The sequence below is a fragment of the Nonomuraea coxensis DSM 45129 genome (assembly GCF_019397265.1).
Taxonomy (GTDB): Bacteria; Actinomycetota; Actinomycetes; order Streptosporangiales; family Streptosporangiaceae; genus Nonomuraea; species Nonomuraea coxensis.
Genome location: NZ_CP068985.1, coordinates 4400654 through 4419350, shown reverse-complemented (window position 1 = coordinate 4419350; position 18697 = coordinate 4400654). Strand labels below are relative to the sequence as shown.

Genomic DNA, 18697 nt, shown 5'->3' with positions numbered 1-18697 from the left:
TCCGGCCGCCGATCTCGATGGGGGTGCGCCCACCGGCCGGGGCGAGGATTCCCACCTCCGGAGGTAGGTCTGGACCTACCGACCGGACGCCGCGCATCGGGCAGACTCCTGGCATGACCGGCCTTCGACACCTCATCGCCGCAGGGGGTGGGCTGCTGCTCAACGCCGCCACGGGCGTGGCCGCCCTGGCGCTGCTCGCCATGCTGCTGGTGAGCCTCGCGCTGGTCCCGGTGGCCGGACTCGGCCTGCCGCCGCTGGCCCGCGTGCCGGCACTGGTGCGGTCTCTGGCGCGGCTGCAGCGTGACTGGGCGAGCCGGGTGCTCGATCCGGCCGGCGACCGGGCGTACCGGTGGCACGGGAGCCCGCGCGTCCCGCCGGCCGTCGCGCCGCAGGACGCGGGAACCTGGCGGGAACTGGCGTGGCTGGTCGTGCACGGCCTCACCTGGCCCGGCCCGGCGCTCGTCCTCTGGGCGCTGCTGGCCGCGTTCGACCACATCTTCTCGCGGGTGCAGGTGGTCGTGACCGGCGGCCTGACGACGTTCGCCTTCAGCGTGGCCGTCGTCGCCATCGCGCTGATCACCGTCATGGCGGTGCCCGTGCTGCGCACCGCGCAGGCGTGGCTCGCGGCGAGGCTGCTCCTGCCGGACGCGACCCCGGCCGCGCGCATCCGGCAGCTGACCGAGTCGCGGGCCGTGGTGGTGGACGCCCAGGCGGCCGAGTTGCGCCGGATCGAACGCGACCTGCACGACGGCGCCCAGGCCAAGCTGATCGCGATCCGGATGAACCTGGGCCTGGCCCGCGACGCCCGCGACGGCGCCCAGGCCCGGCTGATGATCGACGAGGCCAGGGAGATCGCCGGCCAGGCGCTCACCGACCTGCGTGACGTGGTGCGCGGCATCCACCCTCCGGTGCTGACCGACCGCGGCCTGGCCGGGGCGGTCCAGGCCGCCGCGCTGCTGTGCCCGGTGCCGGTGACCGTCGAGATCGAGCTGCCGGGCCGGCTGGAGGCGCCGGTCGAGTCCGCGGTGTACTTCGCCGTCGCCGAGGCGCTCACCAACGTGGCCAGGCACAGCGGCGCCTCGCGCGCGTGGCTGCGGCTGTCCTGCGCGGGCGGCCTGCTGCGCGTGACGGTGCGCGACGACGGCCGCGGCGGAGCCGGCCGGGCCGGCGGCAGCGGCATCCGGGGCATCGAGGCGCGGCTGTCGGCCTTCGACGGCCGGCTCGATGTCAGCAGCCCTCCTGGCGGGCCCACCGAACTCACCATGGAGGTGCCGTGCGCGTGGTCATAGCCGAAGATCTCGCCCTGCTCAGGGACGGGCTGGTCCGTTTGCTGACGGCGTACGGCTTCGAGGTGGTCAAGGCGGTCGACAACGCTCCGATGCTGCTCGACGCGCTCGTTCACGATCGTCCGGAGGTCGCCGTCGTCGATGTGCGGCTGCCGCCCGGACACACCGACGAGGGGCTGCGCGCCGCCCTGGAGGCGCGGCGGCTGGTGCCGGGGCTGCCGGTGCTGATCCTGTCGCAGTACGTCGAGCAGTTGTACGCCCGCGAACTGCTCTCCGACCGGCCCGAAGGGGTGGGTTACCTGCTCAAGGACCGCGTCGGCGACGTCGACCGGTTCGTGGACGCGGTGCGTCAGGTGGCCGCCGGCGGCACCGTGATGGATCCCGAGGTGATCTCACAGCTGCTGAGCCGTCACAGCCGGGACGAGCCGCTGGGTGAGCTGACGCCCCGGGAGCGGGAGGTGCTGGCGTTGATGGCCGAGGGGTTGTCCAATCTGGCGATCGCCGCCCGGTTCCAGGTCACGGACAAGGCGATCGGCAAGCACACCACCGGCATCTTCGCCAAGCTCGGCCTGCCGCCGTCCGACGATCACAACCGGCGCGTGCTGGCCGTGCTCGCCTACTTGCAGGCCGCCCCGCCGGCGCCCTCGGCCCGAACCCGGGTCGAGGGCGCCGGGGCGCCTCAGTGGTCGGCCAGGTAGGCCGTCAGCCGGTCAGCGAGGGCTCGCGGACGGCTGAGAGCGACGTTGTGGCCTCCGTCGATCTCGTCCGGCACGATGCCGAGTCGTTCACGGACGACGCGACGCAGGAACGTGGCCGGCAGGAACCGATCGCCGCGGCACAGCAGGAAAGCGGTCGGTGCGGACGGCCACGCGGCGAGCGGCCACGGAGCGGCGAAGGGCGTGGCGGACTGGTCGCGGACGTTCCTCCGCGCCTCGGCCGCGACGTGGGGCGGGACATCGTGGAAGAACAGCGCGGTCTCGTCATCCGGGGCCCGGCCGTCACGCTCGTCCTGCTCGCGCCGGGCCGCCTCCCAGCCGGTGCTCGTCCACCACTCCCCCGGGGGCTCGCCCGGGGCGGGCACCATGCCGGCCAGCAGGACGAGCCGCCTGGCGGGAACGCGTTCACAGACGAGCGGCGCGGTGAAGCCGCCGAAGGAGTGCGCGACGACGGTCACATCGGCACGCGCGCCGACGGCCTTGATCACCGTGTCCGCGTAGTCGTCCAGCGTGGCCGAGTCGTCGTCGCAGGGCAGATCGGGTGTGACGACGTCCTGGCCCCGGGCGCTCAGCTCAGCGGCCGTCAGGCGCCAGTACCGGGAGTCGGCCGCGGCACCCGGAATCAGCACGAAGGTGGTCATGCGAAAACCCTTCACAGGAGATGGGGACGCGTTCACGAACGGCCGCGGTGTTCGAACTCCTCGGCGCTGACGCCTCCCGGCAGGCGCGAGGTGAAGTCCAGGACGCCGACCCACGCGGGGCGCACGGCGATGCGGGCCATCCGCGTCCCGGGGTGGTCCACCGCCGCCACGTTGGCGGCGCCTTGCTCGGGCCCGGCGTAGCGGTGCTGGGCCAGCACGTACTCCGGCACGATCCCGTCGACGTCGGTGACCTCCGCGCGCCCGCGGACGAGGAGCGTCTCGGGCGGCGTGGACGCCCTGTCGATGGTGATGGCGATGTCAGGTCTGGCACGGAGCGCCCCGATCTTCCGCGCCCCCGCGAACGTGGACAGGACGATCTCGGCGCCGGTCCAGTGGAACAGCATGGGGAACACCCGGGGCGTGCCGTCGGCCGCGACGTAGGCCACCCGCGCCAGTTCGGTCGAGGCGAGCAGGCGCCGCGCGACGGGGCTGTCCAGCAGGCGGACGTCGCCCTGCGGCAGGCTCATGACATCCGGACGGTCGTCGGTCATCATGCGAAGACTCCTCTCGTTGCGCCGGCCGCGCCCGTCGCGGCCGGCGCCTATTGAGACGGAGAAGGCTCCGAGAAGGGGGCACCGTCCGCCGGCCACACGGGGGGCAGCCCGAAGGCGGCGAACAGCCTCGGCTCGAAGACCGTGATCTCGGCGATCCGCCCGTGCTCGATCCTCAGCACGTTGAGCGCCTGGGGGCGGTACTCGCGCTCGCCCGGCCCGCAAAAGTAGGCGGCCAGCGCGGGCTGGAGGTTCGCTCCCGTGATCACGCTGCGCCACTGTCCGCCGGACAACGGCGAGCCAGGGCCGAACGCCTGCGCGGCGAAGGCCGCGACCGCGTCCCGGCCGGCGAACCAGTACGGCAGCGGCGGCATGATCATCCGCACGTCATCGCTCAGCAACTTCGCGAAGGCGGCGGCGTCCGTCCGGTCATGGGCGTCCATGAGACGTCGCAGCAGTTCGCGCTCGCTCTCGGTCGGAACCCTTGAGGGCGACCACCCGAGCCGCTGCGGCGGAAGCTGGGCACGCAGGATGGACCGTGCCCGTTTCAGGGCGCTCTTGACGGATTCGACGCTGCTGCCGAGTTGTGCGGCGGTCTCCTTGGCCGGCCAGCCGAGTACGTCGCGCAGGATCAGCACCGCCCGCTGCCGGGGGGACAGATGCTGGACGGCGGCCAGGAACGCCAGTTCGATGGTCTCCCTGCCGATGACGGCGGCGTCCGGCTCCCCGGCACCGGACGCGCCGACGGCCAGCAGGTGGTCCGGGTACGGCTGCAGCCAGGGAATCTCCGCCGGAGGTTCCTGACCGTCCACACGTTCGCGCGTCAGGGGCCGGCGCCGTTGCCGATCGAGGAAGTCCAGGCAGGCGTTCGTGGCGATCCTGTAGAGCCACGCCCGTGAGGTGGACTCCCCCCGGAACGTCCCGCGGGCCCGCCAGGCCCGCAGGAACGTCTCCTGCGCCAGGTCCTGGGCCTCCTCGAACGAGCCCAGCATCCGGTAACAGTGCACCTGTATCTCGCGCTGGTGCCGCTCGACGAGCCGGCCGAACGCGTCCTCGTCATCGGCCACGACATCTCCCTCGGCTGTGCCGGCGGCTTCAGAAGCGCCAGCGGGTCGCGGTCAGGCCGTCGGAGCCGTAGCCGTAGGCCCGGAGCGGCGTGATCCGGTAGAAACCGTACTCCGGTGAGCCGGGCAGGCCGTCGTCGTGGACGCGGCCGCCGCGCGGCGACAAGGGCCACCCGTACGTGGCCAGGAAGGCGTCGGCCACCTCCCGCTGCCGCGCCGGGTCGAGGACGGGGACGGCCGTGCCTTCGAGGACGAGGTCGAGATCGGGGCCGGCGACGGTGAGAACGCAGTGGCCGCTGTGGGCGAGGTTCCTGCCTTTGCGGGAGCCGGGCCGGGTGGCGAAGCACACGCTCTCATCGGCCCAGACCGGCATCAGCGGCATGGCGTGCGGGCGTCCGTCGGGCCGCACGGTGGACAGCCAGGCTTTCCGCGCCTGCCGCAGGCAGGCAAGGGCCTGGGCCCAGGGTTTCACGGTCGTCGCGTCGGTGCTCATCGGGGTCGCGTCGGCGTCGCTGAACAGCAGTTCGGCGACGGGTGTCGGTGCGGGCATGGCGGAAGTGTCCCCTTCGGGTCGATCGTGGGCCGGGTTCAGGAGCCGTACTCGTCGTGCAGGCGCCACCACTGGTAGGGGGCGCTCTGCGGCCGGCCTTCAGGGGAGTCCTCCCAGTGCTCCTGACGTCCGTACGGGGTCAGGTCGAGGAGGGTCCAGTTGCTGCCGAGCCGTTCGACGCCCCGGCTGGTGGTGGTGTAGGTGCGGTAGACGTCCTCGCCGTCGCGCAGGAAGACGTTCAGGGCGAAGCCGTCGCCCGCTCCCATGTCGTGGTTGAAGGCGCCGTCCGGGGCGGCGTACCAGGGGATGTCCCAGCCCATGCGCCGCCGGTACGGCAGGATCTCGGCCAGGGGCCCGGTGGAGACCAGCGCCAGCGACACGTCGCGGGCGTGCAGGTGGGCCGGGTGGCCGAGGTTGTCGACGAACATCGAGCAACCTGAGCAGAAGTCGCCGGCTCCGTGCCACATGAAGGAGTACACGATGAGCTGGCCGCGTCCTTCGAAGAGGTCCGGCAGGCCGGCGGGGCCGTCGGGGCCGTCGAAGCGGTAGGTCCTGGTCACGTGGACCATCGGCAGGCGGCGGCGTTCCGCGGCCAGGGCGTCCTGGGCGCGCGTGAGCTGTTTCTCCTTGTGCAGCAGCGCGGCCCGTGCTCTGCGCCATTCCTGGTCGGAGACGATCGGGGGTGGGGTCATCCGGCACTCCTCACGAGGCTTTCCTGAAGGAAGGAACTCCCCGCACCCTAACCGACTGACTTCCTCAAGGGAAGCCGGTCGGTTACGCTGACCGCATGCAGCGCACCCGGTTCGACGAGATGGCCTGCTCCATCGCCCGCACCCTGGACGTCATCGGCGAGCCCTGGTCCCCGCTGATCCTGCGGGACGTCTACGTCGGCATCGCCCGCTTCGACGAGCTCCAGCGCGACCTCGGCATCTCCAGCAAGGTGCTCAGCGAACGGCTGAAGTGGCTCGTCGGCCACGACGTCCTGGAACGCCGCGAGTACTCCCGGCGCCCGCCACGCCACGAGTACGTCCTCACCCAGAAGGGCCGGGAGCTGTGCGACCTGCTGCTGGTGATGGTTCGCTGGGGCGACCGCTGGACGGCCGGGACGTCGGGGCCGCCCGTGCTCTATCGGCACCACGCCTGCGGCCGGATCGGCCACGTGGAACTGCACTGCTCGGCCTGCGGGCAGCCGATGCGCGCCACGGACGTCGACGTCCTGCCCGGCCCCGGTGCCGCCGGGGACTAGCGAGCCGCCTGATCGTCCGGCGAACCGGACTCGGGCTGTCCGTCGAGAGCGATCGCCTCGATCTCCAGGAGCCACGCCTCGTCGTAGATGTCGGTGATGATGATGGTGAGCGCGGGTGTATGGCCCTTGAGGATTTCCGTCCGGATACGGGAGTTCGCTTCACGGTATCGGCGATCAGCCAGGTAGATGGTCACCTTGGCGAGGTTGCGCACCCCCATCCCGGCCTCGGCCAGTACGGCGAGCACGTTGCGCCAGGTCGTCCTGCACTGGGTGTCGAAGTCCTCAGGCACCTTCCCGTTCTCCGGCCAGGGCACCTGACCGCTGACGAACAGCATCCGGCGCGCCCCGGTGACCACGGTGCCGTGGGTGTAGTCACCGGGTGCTTGCGGCAAGAACGCCGGATCGAGCGGTGAAATGGACAATGAGGTCACAGGTTCCTCCGGGATTCGTGGTCGTCGCCGCTGGAACCGGCGAAGGCATGAAGTTGATCTCAGGACGGGGGCAGGCCCGGCCGTCGGCGGCCGTGGCACGACGGATGGACACCACGGCGGACACCTCTTTCAGCCGGTGGGCGGGATGTGACGGAGCTGGAGGAGCGCCAGGATCGCGGCGCCGGCCGCGACGACCGCCGCGACGACGGCCGCCACGTTGAGCCCGCCGGCGAACGCCTCGCGGGCGGAAGCGAGCACCGCCGCGGCGACGTCGGCCGGGAGCCCCTGCGCCGCCGACACCGCCCCGTCGAGACTGTCCCGGCTGGCCGCGGCGGCCTCGGACGGCAGGTCGCCGGGCAGGGTGGTGGCGGCCTGGGACCGGTAGACGACGGCGCCGATGCTGCCGATGACGGCGATGCCGAGCGAGATGCCCAGGTCGCTGCAGGTGGTGGCCAGTCCGGAAGCCGCCCCCGCCTTCTGCGGCGGCACCGAGCCGACGACGAGGTTGGTGGTCAGCGCCATGGACGGCGCGACGGCGGGATAGAGCACCATGAAGCCGGCGACCAGGAGCGGCAGCCCGCCCGCGACGTCGACCTGGGTGAGCATCAGGTAACCGATCACCTGCACGGCCAGCCCGGCGGCGATCAGGTGGCCGGGGCGGACGCGCCGTACCAGGACGGGTGAGAGCGTGGAGACCACCACCAGCAGGGCCGCGCCCGGCAGCACCCAGAGCCCCGCCCGCAGCGGCGAGAGCCCCTCGACGAGCTGCAGGTACTGGGTGAACAGCAGGTAGATGCCGCCGAGCGCGGTCGCGGCGAGCAGGAAGACGCCGAGCGCGCCGCCGACCGCGCGGTTGGCGAACAGCCGCACGTCGAGCAGCGGCTCGGGCAGGCGGAGCTGGCGGACGAGGAACCAGGCGCCGAACGCCAGCCCGAGCGCGATGCCGAGCAGCGCCGGCCCGAGCGAGTCCGGCCTGGCCAGTTCCTTGACGCCGTAGACGATCGGCAGCAGGGTCGCCAGCGACAGCAGCACGCTGAACAGGTCCGGGCGGCCGGCCGCCGGGTTGCGGGGGTTGGGCAGCAGCAGCGGGGCGCCGATCGCCACGACGGCCATGACGGGCACCGCGACCAGGAAGGCCGCCCGCCAGGAGAACGCCTCCAGCAACGCCCCGCCGATCACCGGGCCGAGGCCGGTGCCGACGGAGATGCCTCCCGACCAGATGCCGACCGCGATGCCCCGTTGCCGCGGGTCGGTGAACGTGCTGAAGATCAGGCCGAGGGTGGCGGGCATCTGGGTGGCCGCGGCGACGCCCAGCAGCGCCCGCCAGACGATCATCAAGGCGGGGTCGGAGGTGTTGGCGGCGATCAGCGACACGACGGCGAAGACGGCGGCGCCGGAGATCAGCAGCCGGCGGTGGCCGATGCGGTCTCCCAAGGTGCCCATGGTGACCAGGAGGCCGGCCATCAGGAAGCCGTAGATGTCGATGATCCACAACGTTTGGGTGCTGCTCGGCTTCAGGTCCGCGGCCAGTTGGGGGATGGCCAGGAACAGGATGGTGAGCATCATGAACAGCAACAGGGCGGGGAGGACCAGCACCACCAGGCCGGCCCACTGTCTGGGCCCGGCGCGCCTGGCGTCGTCGATGTCCGCGGATGACATGAGGGTGTTCCTTCGGTCGGGAGGGGTCCGGCGGGCCTGTCGGGCGTCCGGACGTGACCGCGCCAACGTTAGGAAGGCCCGGGCGGGCGCCGAATCAGTGAAGTCGCCGGTCCCGGCCGATCCGATCCGGGCAGGCCCCGTGTCAGTCCGGGCGCTCGGCGAGGACCAGCCGCATGAGCTCGGCGCGCGAGGCGATGCCGGCTTTCTGGAAGACCTTGCGCAGGTGGTAGTCCACGGTTCGCGGGCTGAGGAAGAGCTGGGCGGCGATCTCCCGGTTGGTCAGCCCTTCGCCGACGGCCAGGGTGATGCGCAGTTCCTGCGGGGTGAGCGTGCTCAAGGCGCCCGTGTCGTGGGGCCGCGCCGACTCCCCGGCGGCGCGCAGCTCCCCCAGCACCCGGTCCTCCCAGGCGAGCGCGCCGAGGCGGCGGAACGTCTCGGCCGCGCCGCGCAGGTGTCGCTGGGCCTGCGTACGCTGCCGGCTCCTGCGCAGGTGCTCGCCGAGCAGCAGGTGGGTCCTGGCGTGCTCCAGCGGGAAGCCGGTGCCGACGCGCAGGCTTTCCGCGAAGTGCGCCTCGGCGGTGCCGCCGGTGGAGAGCAGCGCCCGGCAGCGGGCCGCGAGGGCGGCCTGCTCGGGCGAGGTGGTGTGCCGGCCCCACTGTTCGTAGCGGGCCGTGGCGGCCGCGGCGCGGTCGCGGGCGTCGGCCCGGACCAGGGCCTCGACGAGGTCGGGGACGACCCCCATGACCAGGTCGGCGGGCGCGTCGCTGTCCCAGTCGCCGGCCGCCTCGAAGTGCCGTACGGCGTCGTGGTAGCGGCCGGCGGCCAGCTCGACGAGACCGAGCGCCCGCCAGGCGTGGACCATCGCGTCGGGCAGCCTGCGCTGACTCGCCTCGGCCAGCACGCCGGCGGCCAGTTCGGCGGCGTCCCGGCGGCCGCGCATGGCCGCGCACAGGGCGAGCAGCCCGCGGTTGCGGCAGGCCGTGCTCGGCTGGCCCACCTCGACGGCGAACTGGTGGCCCTCCTCGGCGTGGGCCTCGGCGAGCCCGAGCCTGCCGCGCGCGAGCTCGTCAGCGGCCTGATACTCCAGGTTCCACGCCAGCGCGCCGAGTGACCCGCCGGCGCGCGCGAGCTGCCCGGCGTCGTGGTACAGGCGTCTGCCCAGCTCGTGGTCACCGAGCCCGCGCGCCACGGCGCCGGCCATGGTCATCAGGATCGGATCGGTGAGCGCGTCGAGCGCGGCGCCGTCCCACCGCACGGTGGCGGGGTCCTGGCCGGTACGGGCCTGGCCGGCGTGGCGCAGGAGCAGCAGCACCGCGTCATCCGGATCGCCGGGGTCCAACGGGATCCGCTGAAGCCCGGCGGCGAGGTCGGCCCAGACCTCGGAGCGGCGGGTACGGGTGCCGAGGTCGGCGTACATCGCGACAGTCGGGGCGAAACGCCGCCGGTCGAGGCGGAGGACGTGCGGGACCCACGGCCGGATGAGGTTCAGCGCGTCCTCGGGAGAGCCGGCGAACTCGGCCACGATGGCGCGCATCACCGCCAGCGGGATCCGGTCCGCCTCGTCCGGGAGGAGTTCGCGCTCGGCCCGATCGAGCAGCTCCACGGCCCTGGCGGTGAACCCGCCGTGCAGGGCGGCGTGCGCGGCCGTCCACAGCCGCCGCCCCCGGCGCCGGCCGTCCGCGGTGAGCTCGGCCGCTCGCGCCAGCGCGGCCATGGCCGCGGCCGGGCCGCCGCGCGAGGCCACCTGCTCGGCCGAGCGTTCGAGCTCCTCGGCGGTCCGCTCGTCGGGGCCGACCGCGGCCTGCCCGAGGTGCCAGGCGCGGCGATGCTGGTCGGCCGGGCCGTCGAAGGCGGCGGCGAGGGCGCGGTGGATCGCGGTGCGCCGCTCGGCGGTGGCGCTGTGATAGATCGCGGACCGGATCAGCGGGTGCCGGAACACCAGCCGCGTCCCGTCGTACGACAGCAGCTCGTCGAGCTCGGCGCGATGGAGCGGGCCGGTGTCCACCCGCAGCGACGCGGCGGCTCGCTCGAAGCCGCCGAGGCTGCCGGAGCCGTCGGCGGCGATCAGCTGGAGCAGCGGCAACGACCCCGCGTGCCGCGCCTGGACCTTGGCCAGGAACGACCGCCGCAGCTCGTCGTGCAAGGCCGGCGGCTCGGGCGTGCCCTCCGGAGGTAACGGCTGTCCGGCGAGCTCGATCAGGGCCAGCGGGTTGCCGCCGGTGACCGCCAGCAGCCGGCTCCGCTCGCCGCCCATCAGCCGCTGCCCGCCCAGCAGCGCCGTGGCCGACTCCTGGTCCAGGCCCATGAGCGGGACGCGGCGCAGGTCGGGCAGCTCGGCACCGTGACCTTCGTCGGCCCGTGCGGCGAGCAGCAGCACGACGGGCTCGTCGGTCAGGCGGCGGGCGACGAACGCCAGGGTCCTCAGCGTCGGCTGGTCCGCCCAGTGCGCGTCGTCGACGACGCACAGCACCGGCTGGTCGCCGGCCAGCAGGGACAGCGCCGACAGGGTCGACAGGGCGACCAGGAACGGGTCCGGCGGCGCTCCGTGCGTGCGCCCGAACAGCACGTCCAGGGCCTGCGCCTGCGGGCCAGGCAGCCCGTCGATCCGCCCGAGCACGGGCAGCAGGAGCTGGTGCAACGTCGCGTAGGCGAGGTCGGACTCCGGCTCGGCGCCGACCGCGCGCAGCACCCGGAAGCCGGCGGCGCGTTCCTCGGCGCAGGACAGCAGCGCGCTCTTGCCGATGCCGGGCTCGCCCTGGAGGATCGCCCCGCCGCCGCGGCCCTGGGCGGCGTGCAGGAGCAACGAGTCGAGCAGCCGGAGCTCGTCGTCCCTGCCCAGCACCCGCCGGCCGGGAGAAGCGCCGGCGCCTGCGGCGGCGGGGGCAGGGTTCGCCGGGACCGGCGACTTCACGGATGCGGCCGCGGCCATGGCTCTCCTACCGTCGGACACCGGACAGGCGCGCAGACAAGGACCAGATCATCGTGACGCGAGCAGCGTTGAGCGGCCGCACCGCCATCGTCGTCGGCGCCGGCGACGGGGCCGGCGCCGCCGTGGCGTACGCGCTGAGCCGGGCCGGCGCCGGCGTGGTCCTCGCCGCCCGCCCGGGCCCCGCTCTGACGGCGCTGGCCGCGGGCATCGTCGCGGTGGGAGGCCAGGCGGTGGCCGTCCCGGCGGACGTCGGCAGCCGGGCCTCGATGCGGCGGCTCGTCGAGCAGACCCTGGGCGCGTTCGGCCGGCTCGACATCGCCGTCAACCAGCTCCGGGCACGTGAGCTGTCCGTGGCGATGACCTACCAGCTCGCCGCCATGCGGCGCGCGGGCGGCGGTCACGTCGTCAATCTGGCGACGAGTGCCGCCGCGCGGACCGCGGTGGCGGAGCTGACGTGGACGGCGGCGCAGGAGCACGCCTGCTCCGGCGTCCGGATCGACGTCATGGCGGGGGCGCCGGGCGGGAGCGCTGAGCAGGTCGCGGACGCCGTCGTACGGTGGTGCTCCGGCGACAGCCCCTGAGCCACGCGCGAGACGTGCCACGGACGGCGCGGCGTCACCAGCAGCGCCGGCGAGTGCGCCATGGCGGCGGCCATCTCCCCCGCGCCGCCTCTCCTGCCGAGGATGTCGTTCAGCAGTTCTTTGGGACCTGCCCGGCGCGTCGGCGGGCTCAAGCGGGACGAGACGTCGCACATGTCCTCCTCAACACTCCCGATGTACTATACCCCCCTACCGTATGATGGAGGAAGGCGTGGAGCGACTGCTCGTTGACCATCTGTCCCACTGGCTCGGCGGCTGGCCCGCGGTGACCGAGCTGGACATCATCGGCGCGGACGTGCGCGATCATCCCGGCTGGGACGGCAAGATCCATCCCGCGATCGGAGTTTCCAGCCCCGAGGCAGGCGTGTTGTCGCTCCCGCCACACGCCGTCACGGCCGCCACGCAGCTGTACGCCGAGCACAAGGACATCTCCATACTGGGGCCGCGGATTCCCGCCCTGGTGGGCTTCCCCGACCGCGGCTGGTTCACCGCCGCCTACCGCTGGACCAGCCACCCCGAGCCCCTGCCCGACGCCGGCGCCTGGATGGCCGCGGACGCCCCCGGCGTACCGGACTGGCTGCTGCCCTTCGGCGGGGACGTCCTGGTGGCAACGGACCCCGCGACTGGCGAGCATCTGGCCGGGGTGGGGATCAAGCGGCACGACGCCTATGGTCACGAACTGGCCGTGGTGACCGCTCCCCCGGCCCGCGGCCGGGGCCTCGCCCGCCGCCTGGTCGCCCAGGCGGCCAGACGGGTGCTGGACGAAGGCGCCCTGCCCACCTATCTGCACGACCCCGCCAACCGGGCCTCCGCCGCGGTGGCCGAAGCCGCCGGCTTCCCCGACCGGGGATGGCTCGCCTTCGGCGCCACCGAAGCCCGTTGATCACACTGCCGACCGGGGCGCACGTGACCCCGGCACGGAGGCGAGGAACTCGACGATGGCCTGCCTGATGGAATCGGCGTCAAAGAATGCGTTGTCGTATGCCGTGGTCATGGCGCGATGTCAGGTCCACCCGGCCGCTTCCACGGCCGCGTGGACCTGCTCCTCGCGGACAGGGCCATCGGTCAGGATGCCGACCCGCCCCTCAGCCGGATCGACCTCCACGCCGACGATTCCCGGCACCTGGATGAGCTCCGACTTGATGGCGGCCAGGCAGTGATCGCATGTCTCCGGGGACAGGCCGGTGATGCGATAGGCGACGAGGCTGTAGGCAACGGTGATCAAGGGACACCTCCTTCTGCTTCGCGGCGGGTACCGCCGCGAAGCAGAACAGATCGTGCTGCACAAAAGGCCGGCGTGGAGGTATCAGACACTTCCGAATCACGACATGGCGGAAACCGGAACCTTTGCTCCAAAGAGCCGGATATGTCACTGTTCAGCGTTGAGCCAGCGAGAGGAAAGAGGTTCGGTGGACGAGAGACCGTTCGCCGCGGATGACACTGTGGCGCGCTCCTTGTACGCCCGCATACGCCAGCGAGGGGAGTCGTTGCCCGAGGCCGCCGAGCAGATGCGCCTGGCGGCGGCGGACATCGACCGGGCTCGTTCCCAGCTCGTCCGGCTCCAGCTGCTGAATCCTGAGACGCAGACCGCCGCCGACGTCACCACCGCGCTCAACCGGAGCCTGCAGAGCAGCCATCGGCTGCTCGACAGGCTGGTGGAGCAGCACGTGAAGACGGCTTCGCTGGCCAAGCACTACCTGGGCCTGTCCGGGCCGGCGGACAGCCACGCGCATGTCAAGTTCTTCCCTGGCCCGACCACCGCGAGCAGCTGTCCGAGCGCATTGACGAGCTGGCCGAACAGGCTACGGCTGCGCGCCCTGCACGCGCAGATCGCCATGTCCAACCCGCTGATCCGCGAATTCACGGGTGAATGACAGAAGCGCGGCATCGAGGTGCGGGTCACCCCCGTGATCCCTACGCGCATGCTCATCTACGACCGTCACGTCGCCGTCGTACAGGCCGATCCAGAGTCCCTGCAGGCCGGCGCCGTGCTGATTCGCGGCGGCACCGTGGTGAAATCCCTGGCGGCGATCTACGACTACTGCTGGACGACGGCCTCCGAGCCCGAGGACGTGCCACGGTCAGCTGATGCCGTCTCGCTCACCGAGCAGCAACTCGCGGTTCTCCGCATGCTGGCAGCGGGCGCGAAGGACTCCGCCATCGCGCGCAGCATGGGCGTTTCGACGCGGACCATCATCCGTCTCGTCGGCGAGCTGACGGCGGTGCTGGGAGCGAGCAGCCGGTTCCAGGCAGGCGTACGGGCGGCACGACTCGGCTGGCTCGACCCCGGCTGACCAACGAGCGACGGGACCGCCTCCCGCGCGGCTCAGCCATCGACGTCGAGGACGAACCCGTCGGCGGCCAGTCCGGTCAGGAAGGCGATCGGGTCCACCAGTTGCTCGATGTGCCGCACGCCGGCCGGCAGCCCCGGCAGGTGGCGGACGAGCAGCGCGGCCACGCGACCGGTCGCGCGACTCTGCGAGTGCCCGCTGAAGGACACCTGAGCCGCGCCGGCGCTGACCGTCACGGCGAAACCGTCGCTTCCGATGTGAATGTTCGCCAGCGCCCTGAGCAGCAGCTCCCGAACCCGGGGACGGCGCAGCAGCCGCGCGACGGCGGGCCGCCGGGCGGCGGCCAGCAGCGTGGTGAACAGGCGGGAGTCCAGGCACAGACCCGTGCGGGCGGACGGCACACCGATCGTCCGGGGCAGCGTGTACTGGTCGGAGAAGGGGAAGCGGTGCACGGTACGAGCACCGTACGGCTCGGGGAAGTCCATCGGCCACGAGCCTTCGAGCACGCCCAGCCCGTCCAGCGTCCAGGCGATCGCCGCCGAGCCGTGCTGCTCCCCCGAACCGAGCAGCACGCCGATGCGCGTCCCGCTCTCCGGCGACCGCTCGGCGACCACGCGTGCCAGCAGGTTGCTGACGCCGGGAACGAGACCGACGCTGAGGGCGGCGGTCGCGCCGTGCGCCGCGGCGAGACCGTCCAGCTCCTCGATCGCGGCCAGCACGTCAGGGGAGGCCGACACGTCGACATAGCCGATGCCGCGCTCCAGGCAGGTGCGGGCGACGACGGCGTTGCCGATCTCGGCGCACATGAGCACCGTCGTGACGCCCTCCAGCGACCTGGTCAGGTCAGCGGGGTCGGCGGCGTCCACGCGAACCGACGTCACACCGGCGATCGGCCGGGCCCGGTCCGGATTGCGCCCGGCGACGATCACGTTCGTGCCGGGACGTCCCGCCAGGGCCAGGGCGGCCTCGCGGCCGACCGCACCGTATCCGCCGAGGATGAGAACGGTGCTCATCGACGGGCCCCTTCCCTTCTCCGCCACAATTTTCGTAGTCACACTACAAGAATGTTTTCGTAGTGACGCTATAGTCAAGTCGTGAGCGCACCACCATCACGACGACACGGCGGCGGCCGTACTCCCAAGGAGGACGGGCGGACGGCGCGGGCCAGGTCAACCCGCGCCCGCATCCTCGCGGCGGCCACCGAACTGTTCGTCGCGAACGGCTACACGAGCACGAGCGTCAATGCCGTCGCAGCCGGTGCGGGCGTGGGCGAGCAGACCGTCTACTACGCCTTCGGCACCAAGCGGGGCATCCTCACCGCGGCTCTGGATCTGTGCGTCGCGGGCGACGACGAGCCGGTGCCCACCCTCGAACGCCCCTGGGCGCGGGACGCGATCGCCGACCCGGACCCGCTGGGGCAGCTCCGCCGCCAGGTGGCCGGCGCCGGAGAGATCTACTTGCGTGCCGCCCCTCTCCTGGACGTCGTGCGCGGCGCCGCCACCACCGATCCCGACCTCGCCGAGGTCTGGAACACGAACGTCCGGCAACGCCTCACCGTGCTACGCGTCTTCGCCGAAGCGCTGGCCCGCAAGACGCCGCTGCGCGACGGGCTCACGTGCGAGCTCGCGGCCGACGTCGCGCTGACGATCCTGTCCCCCGAGACGTACAACCTGCTGGTCCACCGCCGTGGCTGGAGTCATGCGCGCTGGCGGGGCTGGGCCTTCGACGCCCTCGTCGGCATGCTCACCACCCTGCCCCGCCCCCACGACGGTCCGGGTGAGGTCGGCACGTGACCGGCCACCACCCTCTCCGCGATCCAAGATCGTGTGGCAGGCGTTCAGCCGGGGAGGAGAGGGCCATGAGCGACACCGTCCCCGCACGCCATGGCGATGCCGGAGAGGTCAGCACGGCGATCCTGGACGTCAGCGGGCCGCACTGGGCCTCCGAGCAGAACGTCGTCGTGTCGGTCCTCGGCCGGCGGCCCGGCGTGCTCCACGTCGAGGCCAACCCCGTCGGCCAGACGGCGACCGTGAGCTTCGACCCGCGCCGCACCTCGGTCGCCGAGCTCCGGACGTGGGTCGTCGAATGCGGCTACCACTGCGCCGGGCAGTCGGTGCCCTCGCACATCTGTGACCCGCTGGCCGAGCCCGGTCCGTCAGTCGCGAGGGCGGCCGGCCCCGGGCCGCAGGCCGGGGAAGCCGCCGCACCGCCCGAGGTCATGGAACATGACGGCCATGCCGGGATGTCGATGGCCTCGATGGTGGCCGACATGCGCAACCGCTTCCTGGTGGCCGCGTTCTTCTCCGTCCCGATCGTGTTGTGGTCGCCGATCGGCACCGAGGTCTTCGGGCTGCGTCTGCCCGTGCCGTTCGGCCTGCGCCAGGACGTCTGGGCCCTGCTGCTCAGCCTGCCGGTGATCTTCTATTCGTGCTGGATCTTCTTCGACGGCGCCGTACGCGCGCTCCGGGCCCGCACGCTCGACATGATGGTGCTCGTCGCGGTGGCCGTGGGCGCCGGCTGGTTGTACTCCCTGGTCGTCACCCTCACCGGCGGCGGCGAGGTGTTCTACGAGGCCGCCACGGTGCTGGCCACTTTCGTGCTGCTCGGACACTGGTTCGAGATGCGTGCCAGGGGCGGCGCCAACGACGCCATCCGCGCGCTGCTCGATCTCGCGCCGCCCAAGGCCACCGTGATCCGCGACGGCGAACCGGTCGAGGTCCCGACCGCCGACGTCGTGGCCGGTGACCTGCTGCTGGTGCGGCCGGGCTCGAAGATCCCGGTGGACGGCGCCGTGGAGGAGGGCCAGAGCGAGGTCGACGAGTCGATGGTCACCGGCGAGAGCCTGCCGGTGCACAAGGAGCGGGGTTCGGCCGTCATCGGCGCCACCATCAACCGCAACGGCACGCTGCGGGTACGCGCGACCAAGGTCGGCTCGGACACCGCCCTGGCGCAGATCGTGCGGCTCGTCCAGCAGGCGCAGAACTCCAAGGCGCCGGGACAGCGGCTGGCCGACCGGGCGGCGTTCTGGCTCGTCCTCGTCGCGCTGATCGGGGGCGGTCTCACCTTCGTCGTCTGGCTGCTCCTGGCCGGTCAGCCGTTCAGCGTCGCGATCCTCTTCGCGATCACGGTCGTCGTCATCACCTGCCCGGACGCGCTCGGCCTGGCGACGCCCACGGCGATCATGGTGGGCACGGGCCTGGGGGCCAAGCGGGGCGTGCTGTTCAAGAACGCGATGGCGCTGGAGACCTCGGCTCGCATCCAGGTCGTGGTCATGGACAAGACCGGCACCCTGACCAGAGGCGAGCCGGAGGTCACCGATGTGGTGGTCGATGACACGCTGACGGATGAGGAGTTCCTGCGGCTGGTCGCCGCCGTGGAGCGGGAGTCGGAGCACCCGCTGGCCGAGGCCATCGTCCGGCATGCCGGCGCGTCGGGCGTGGCCCCGGCCCGGGCCGGGCGTTTCGAGAACGTTCCCGGCCATGGCGCCGTCGCGGAGGTGGACGGGCACAAGGTGGTGGTCGGGAACCGGCGGCTGCTGGAGCGCGAAGGCGTCGCGCTCGGGGCGATGGCGGGCCGGCGGCAGGAACTGGCCGAGGGCGGCCGGACCGCTGTCATGGTCGCCGTCGACGGCAGGGCCGCCGGAGTCCTCGGCGTCGCGGACGCGGCCCGTGAGACCTCCGCCGCGGCGGTGAAGGCGCTGCACGAGCTGGGGGTCGAGGTGGTGATGCTCACGGGCGACAACACCGCGACCGCCGAACGCATCGCCGGGCAGCTCGGCATCGACACCGTCATCGCCGAGGTCCTGCCGCGGGACAAGGCGTCCAAGGTGGCCGAACTCCAGGCCGGCGGCCGTAAGGTCGCCATGGTGGGCGACGGCGTCAACGACGCCCCGGCGCTGGCCCAGGCCGACCTGGGCATCGCCATCGGCGCCGGCACCGACGTGGCCATCGAGACGGCCGACGTGGTGCTGATGCGCTCCGATCCGCTGGACGTTCCCACGGCGCTGCGGATCGGCCGGGGCACGTTGCGCAAGATGCGGCAGAACCTGGGCTGGGCCATCGGCTACAACACGCTCGCGCTGCCCATCGCCGCCGGGGTGTTCGAGCCGGCGTTCGGGCTCGTGCTCCGTCCCGAGATCGCGGCGCTGTCCATGTCGGGATCAAGCGTGATCGTCGCCGTCAACGCCCTCGCTCTGAAGGGCTTGCGGCTGCCCTCCCGGTGAGCACCCGGCCAGGATGACCGCGACGAGGCGGCGCGTGGCGGCTCGCGGCGCGGCCGGCATCAGGCAGGCGGCGCGCACGCCGCTCGCCCGATGCCGCACCCATCACCCCTGTACCGGGCCGCCACGGAGTCCGTTCACCGGGCCCTCGGGCGGTGGGCGGCCAGGCGTTCGCGGGCCTCGGTATAGGTCTCGGCGTCGATCTCGCCGGAGGCGTAGCGACGGTCGAGAATCTCCTCCGGGCTCTCCCCGTGCTCGCGGGGGTGCCCGCCGTAGCGGCCGCCGGACGACCCGCCTTGCGTGAGGCGGATCACCGCCCACACGACGAGGCCGATCAACACGATCCACAGCAACGACATGAAGATCACCCAGATCCAGCCGCCGCCATCGCCGTACATCACTCTCCCCACCTCCTCAGGAGGCTTCCTCTTCTCCACAGTCCATGCCGGCCAGGAACAGTGATAGGGCCCTTCGACCCTGATCGGCCCGCGGGCCATGATCTTGGCCGTGCACAG

20 protein-coding genes are annotated in these 18697 nt (G+C 72.5%); 9 read left to right on the top strand and 11 right to left on the bottom strand.

What is annotated here, in order from left to right; all coding sequences use genetic code 11:
- Positions 1 to 113 precede the first annotated feature (113 nt).
- Both Nocox_RS20565 and Nocox_RS20560 read left to right on the top strand, forming a co-directional pair.
- Entirely contained in the window at positions 114 to 1289 is a 1176-nt protein-coding gene (locus Nocox_RS20565) for a sensor histidine kinase (protein ID WP_020543506.1), read from the top strand.
- Positions 1274 to 1984: a response regulator transcription factor gene (locus Nocox_RS20560; protein ID WP_020543505.1), complete on the top strand. Its 711-nt coding sequence runs from the start codon at positions 1274 to 1276 to the stop codon at positions 1982 to 1984. The genes Nocox_RS20565 and Nocox_RS20560 overlap by 16 nt, the downstream gene beginning before the upstream one ends.
- Here Nocox_RS20560 and Nocox_RS20555 read toward each other — a convergent pair.
- Genes Nocox_RS20555 through Nocox_RS20535 form a run of 5 tightly spaced genes read right to left on the bottom strand, consistent with a single transcriptional unit; the run spans position 1966 to position 5500 of the window.
- The gene (locus tag Nocox_RS20555; RefSeq protein WP_020543504.1) at positions 1966 to 2643 is read right to left on the bottom strand and encodes an alpha/beta fold hydrolase; all 678 of its coding nucleotides are present in this window, start codon (positions 2641 to 2643) and stop codon (positions 1966 to 1968) included. The two genes, Nocox_RS20560 and Nocox_RS20555, sit on opposite strands and share 19 nt — an antisense overlap.
- A 32-nt stretch (positions 2644 to 2675) precedes the next feature.
- Complete coding sequence (locus Nocox_RS20550) at positions 2676 to 3197, bottom strand: pyridoxamine 5'-phosphate oxidase family protein (RefSeq protein WP_020543503.1); 522 nt, start codon at positions 3195 to 3197, stop codon at positions 2676 to 2678.
- A gap of 47 nt (positions 3198 to 3244) precedes the next feature.
- Positions 3245 to 4261 carry an RNA polymerase subunit sigma-70 gene (locus Nocox_RS20545; RefSeq protein WP_020543502.1) on the bottom strand — a complete coding sequence of 339 codons (1017 nt, stop codon included), beginning with the start codon at positions 4259 to 4261 and terminating at the stop codon, positions 3245 to 3247.
- A gap of 28 nt (positions 4262 to 4289) precedes the next feature.
- Positions 4290 to 4808 carry a pyridoxamine 5'-phosphate oxidase family protein gene (locus Nocox_RS20540; RefSeq protein ID WP_020543501.1) on the bottom strand — a complete coding sequence of 173 codons (519 nt, stop codon included), beginning with the start codon at positions 4806 to 4808 and terminating at the stop codon, positions 4290 to 4292.
- 38 nt (positions 4809 to 4846) lie between these two features.
- Entirely contained in the window at positions 4847 to 5500 is a 654-nt protein-coding gene (locus tag Nocox_RS20535; protein ID WP_020543500.1) for a DUF899 domain-containing protein, read from the bottom strand.
- Positions 5501 to 5595: 95 nt separating this feature from the next.
- Here Nocox_RS20535 and Nocox_RS20530 point away from each other — a divergent pair, with 95 nt between their 5' ends.
- The gene (locus Nocox_RS20530) at positions 5596 to 6054 is read left to right on the top strand and encodes a winged helix-turn-helix transcriptional regulator (RefSeq protein WP_020543499.1); all 459 of its coding nucleotides are present in this window, start codon (positions 5596 to 5598) and stop codon (positions 6052 to 6054) included.
- Here Nocox_RS20530 and Nocox_RS20525 read toward each other — a convergent pair.
- The 3 genes from Nocox_RS20525 to Nocox_RS20515 all read right to left on the bottom strand — a co-directional run bounded on the left by Nocox_RS20525 (position 6051) and on the right by Nocox_RS20515 (position 11073).
- Complete coding sequence (locus Nocox_RS20525) at positions 6051 to 6485, bottom strand: RidA family protein (RefSeq protein ID WP_020543498.1); 435 nt, start codon at positions 6483 to 6485, stop codon at positions 6051 to 6053. The genes Nocox_RS20530 and Nocox_RS20525 overlap by 4 nt on opposite strands.
- Before the next feature lie 129 nt (positions 6486 to 6614).
- Positions 6615 to 8144, bottom strand: a complete 1530-nt coding sequence (locus Nocox_RS20520) for an MFS transporter (protein WP_020543497.1) — start codon at positions 8142 to 8144, stop codon at positions 6615 to 6617.
- 142 nt (positions 8145 to 8286) lie between these two features.
- On the bottom strand, positions 8287 to 11073 hold the full coding sequence (locus tag Nocox_RS20515; protein WP_020543496.1) for an AAA family ATPase: 2787 nt from the start codon (positions 11071 to 11073) through the stop codon (positions 8287 to 8289).
- A gap of 53 nt (positions 11074 to 11126) precedes the next feature.
- Here Nocox_RS20515 and Nocox_RS20510 point away from each other — a divergent pair, with 53 nt between their 5' ends.
- Positions 11127 to 11654: an SDR family NAD(P)-dependent oxidoreductase gene (locus tag Nocox_RS20510; RefSeq protein WP_169577040.1), complete on the top strand. Its 528-nt coding sequence runs from the start codon at positions 11127 to 11129 to the stop codon at positions 11652 to 11654.
- Positions 11655 to 11883: 229 nt separating this feature from the next.
- Positions 11884 to 12555: a GNAT family N-acetyltransferase gene (locus Nocox_RS20505; protein ID WP_020543494.1), complete on the top strand. Its 672-nt coding sequence runs from the start codon at positions 11884 to 11886 to the stop codon at positions 12553 to 12555.
- A 120-nt stretch (positions 12556 to 12675) separates the two neighbouring features.
- Here Nocox_RS20505 and Nocox_RS20500 read toward each other — a convergent pair whose 3' ends face one another.
- A complete protein-coding gene (locus tag Nocox_RS20500; protein WP_020543492.1) occupies positions 12676 to 12897 on the bottom strand; it encodes a heavy-metal-associated domain-containing protein in 222 nt (73 codons plus the stop codon).
- A gap of 184 nt (positions 12898 to 13081) precedes the next feature.
- On the opposite strand from Nocox_RS20500, the gene Nocox_RS20495 reads away from it, so the two are divergent.
- Positions 13082 to 13546, top strand: coding sequence for a hypothetical protein (locus Nocox_RS20495; protein ID WP_020543491.1), 465 nt, complete (start codon positions 13082 to 13084; stop codon positions 13544 to 13546).
- A gap of 48 nt (positions 13547 to 13594) precedes the next feature.
- Positions 13595 to 13966: a response regulator transcription factor gene (locus Nocox_RS20490; protein WP_157383085.1), complete on the top strand. Its 372-nt coding sequence runs from the start codon at positions 13595 to 13597 to the stop codon at positions 13964 to 13966.
- A 32-nt stretch (positions 13967 to 13998) separates the two neighbouring features.
- Here Nocox_RS20490 and Nocox_RS20485 read toward each other — a convergent pair whose 3' ends face one another.
- Positions 13999 to 14976, bottom strand: a complete 978-nt coding sequence (locus tag Nocox_RS20485) for a saccharopine dehydrogenase NADP-binding domain-containing protein (RefSeq protein ID WP_020543489.1) — start codon at positions 14974 to 14976, stop codon at positions 13999 to 14001.
- 81 nt (positions 14977 to 15057) lie between these two features.
- Between Nocox_RS20485 and Nocox_RS20480 the strand changes: the two genes are divergently transcribed.
- Together Nocox_RS20480 and Nocox_RS20475 are read left to right on the top strand one after the other, a co-directional pair.
- The gene (locus tag Nocox_RS20480) at positions 15058 to 15756 is read left to right on the top strand and encodes a TetR/AcrR family transcriptional regulator (protein ID WP_051112570.1); all 699 of its coding nucleotides are present in this window, start codon (positions 15058 to 15060) and stop codon (positions 15754 to 15756) included.
- A 65-nt stretch (positions 15757 to 15821) separates the two neighbouring features.
- Positions 15822 to 18185 (top strand): heavy metal translocating P-type ATPase, encoded by a 2364-nt coding sequence (locus Nocox_RS20475; protein WP_020543487.1) that lies wholly within the window; start codon positions 15822 to 15824, stop codon positions 18183 to 18185.
- Positions 18186 to 18319: 134 nt separating this feature from the next.
- Here Nocox_RS20475 and Nocox_RS20470 read toward each other — a convergent pair whose 3' ends face one another.
- Positions 18320 to 18580, bottom strand: a complete 261-nt coding sequence (locus Nocox_RS20470) for an SHOCT domain-containing protein (RefSeq protein WP_020543486.1) — start codon at positions 18578 to 18580, stop codon at positions 18320 to 18322.
- Positions 18581 to 18697: the final 117 nt, after the last annotated feature.